Source organism: Gemmatimonadaceae bacterium, from assembly GCA_035633115.1.
GTDB lineage: Bacteria > Gemmatimonadota > Gemmatimonadetes > Gemmatimonadales > Gemmatimonadaceae > UBA4720.
This window is the reverse complement of record DASQFN010000091.1, coordinates 1-2,717: the sequence shown is the minus strand read 5'-3', so window position 1 is coordinate 2,717 and position 2,717 is coordinate 1. Positions and strand designations below refer to the sequence as shown.

2 protein-coding genes are annotated in these 2,717 nt (G+C 60.0%); both read left to right on the top strand.

Features of this window, described 5'->3' with window-relative positions; all coding sequences use genetic code 11:
* Nucleotides 1-43 precede the first annotated feature (43 nt).
* Entirely contained in the window at nucleotides 44-433 is a 390-nt protein-coding gene (locus VES88_11705; protein HYN82161.1) for a hypothetical protein, read from the top strand.
* Between the two features lie 111 nt (nucleotides 434-544).
* Nucleotides 545-2,194 carry an MFS transporter gene (locus tag VES88_11700; GenBank protein ID HYN82160.1) on the top strand — a complete coding sequence of 550 codons (1,650 nt, stop codon included), beginning with the start codon at nucleotides 545-547 and terminating at the stop codon, nucleotides 2,192-2,194.
* The last annotated feature ends 523 nt before the right edge of the window (nucleotides 2,195-2,717 follow it).

Here is a 2,717-nt window from a genome sequence, read left to right as displayed (position 1 = left end):
CCGCTTAGCTAAAGCATCCACTTGGACATAGGAGAGAGTCACGATGAGTGTGAGACACTTTACGAGCAAGGACGCAAAGTTTTACCAATACGCCGACCGCCAGATCTTCGTTGGCGATGTCCTGGATTCATCAAACAGCGACACCATGAGCGTCGGCTTTTACCGGAACAAAATCAAGGGCGAGAAAAACGAATGGGTCGTAACGTATGACGAAGCTCTTATCGTAACGAAGGGCGCCCTAACCGTTCGTTTTGCCGATGGCGCGAAAACCGCGACGGCGGGCGAGGTTATTTTCCTCACTAAGGGCACGGAGATCGCCTACGAGGCAGCGGAAGACGACACGGAGGTCGTGTACGTGACCTATCCGCATTGGATGGACGCACAAACGAAGTCGAAGCACGCACACCTGCTCGATTCATACCACCCGGTGTGAGCAGTGGTGTGGTCACGGCTGGATTACAACGAGGAGGCAGACCGTGGACACGGTTAACGCCCCCTCCAATTTCAGTCGAGGGGAGAGTTCTGCGGCGCAAGCGAACATGTGATGCTGAGTAACACTCGACAACCATGCGATGAAGCAGTTGTGCGCTCGCAACCCGAAGTGATGGATTGCGGTCAGGCGACCGGACGGTGGGTGCTGGCGGCGGCGATTCTCGGCTCCAGCATCACGTTCATTGACGGCACGGTGGTCAACGTCGCGCTCCCCGTGCTGCAAGAAGAACTCGGCGCGAACGTCGCCGAGGCTCAGTGGATCGTCGAGTCATACGCCCTGATGCTGGCCGCTCTGATTCTGGTCGGGGGCTCACTCGGCGACCGTCTGGGGCGGAAGCGCGTCTTCTCGGCAGGCGTGCTGCTCTTTGCGCTAGCCTCGGTCTGGTGCGGGCTGGCCCCGAACATAACCCAACTCATCGTCGCGCGCGGAGTGCAGGGTGTGGGCGCGGCCCTCCTGGTGCCGGGAAGTCTGGCGCTCATCAGCGCCAGTTTCAGCAAAGAGAGGCGCGGGCAGGCCATCGGGACGTGGTCGGGGTTCACGGCGATTGCCGCCGGAATCGGACCCGTCCTGGGCGGCTGGCTCGTCGAGAGATTTTCGTGGCGCTGGATTTTCTTCATCAATATTCCGTTGAGCGTAGCTGTGTTGCTGATTGCTTGGCGGCGCGTCCCGGAAAGCCGCGACGAACAAACGAAGGGGCGCGTGGACTGGCGGGGCGCGACGTTGACGACCGTCGGACTGGGAGGCATCGTCTTCGGCCTGATCGAGTCGAGCGGGCGCGGCTTGACTGCCCCGCTCGTGATTGCAAGTTTCACCCTCGGCGTCGCGGCGCTCGCCGGATTTGTGTTCGCGGAGGCGCATCACGAGCAGCCGATGATGCCGCTCGGACTCTTGCGCTCGCCGACATTCGCGGGCGCGAATTTGTTGACGCTCTTTCTGTATGCCGCGTTGGGCGGGCTGCTCTTCTTCCTGCCGTTCAATCTCATCCAGGTGCAAGGCTACACGGCGACTGCCGCGGGGGCCGCGCTGCTGCCGTTCGTGCTGACAATGTTTCTGCTCTCGCGCTGGGCGGGCGGACTGGTTGAGCGTTACGGCTCCAAACTGCCGCTCGTAGTCGGCCCCGTCATCGCCGCCGCCGGGTTCGCACTGTTCGCCTTGCCGGGCGCGGAGGCAGGTAGTTACTGGACGAGTTTCTTCCCGGCGGTGATGGTGATGAGCATCGGGATGACCGTGAGCGTCGCGCCGCTGACGACGACGGTGATGGGCGCTGTCGAGGAGCACCACGCCGGGGTCGCTTCAGGCATCAACAATGCCGTCTCGCGCACCGCCTCTCTGCTCGCCGTTGCGGTCTTCGGCGTTCTCATGCTGAACGCTTTCAACAGCAGTCTCGCCGAACGCCTGAACGCGTTGCCGGTCTCCTCGGAGGCGCGGGCGCAACTCGTAGGGCAGAGCACTGACCTCGCCAACATGAAAATCCCTGACGAGGTGAGCGGCGAGACGCTGGTGGCTACCCGACAGTCGATTAGAGATTCGTTCGTCGCCGGGTTTCGGCTCGTCGCCTACCTGGCCGCCGGACTCGCAGCCGCGAGCGCACTCGCCTCGTGGCTGCTGATCGAGGGCAAGGCGCGGCGTGAAACCGAGAAGACGTTCGATGATGAAAGAGCACCATTCGGCAGACAGACGACTGAGGCGCAGTCAGACTAAATCAGTCCTTATAAGATTGGTCCACAGGCAAAGCTATCCACGAACATACACTAAACGACACGAAGCCGAACACACGAAATTTGTTCTGTTTATTTCGTGATGTTTCGTGTGACTTCGTGGATGATGCTTTGCCGTCTGTCCCAATCTTGTAAGTTTCGATTTAGAGAGGAGAAGATATGAGAGCTGATGAGTGCACACATCTCGATAAGTGAGGGAGGTCACGCCCAGCGCGCAAGGCTGCGAGGATTGTCTTAAGGCGGGGGACACGTGGGTGCATCGGCGTTTGTGCGAAACGTGCGGCCACGTCGGCTGCTGCGATTCGTCGAAGAACAAACACGCGACGAAGCATTTCCGCGCGACGGGCCATCCCGTCATTAAATCTTTCGAGGCGGGCGAAGAGTGGGGCTGGTGTTACGTTGTAGCCAAGATGTCCTTTACAATGCCCCCCAACAAGTTAATTCGAGCCGCCCGCCCGATAGCACTCCTTTCATGGTGCTTTGTTCTTCGTTGCTTGGATGCTATT

Bases quoted from the DNA above. Each gene is read 5' to 3' on its own strand.
- VES88_11705 (HYN82161.1), top strand. From the start codon at position 44: ATGAGTGTGAGACACTTTACGAGCAAGGACGCAAAGTTTTACCAATAC.
- VES88_11700 (HYN82160.1), top strand. From the start codon at position 545: ATGCTGAGTAACACTCGACAACCATGCGATGAAGCAGTTGTGCGCTCG.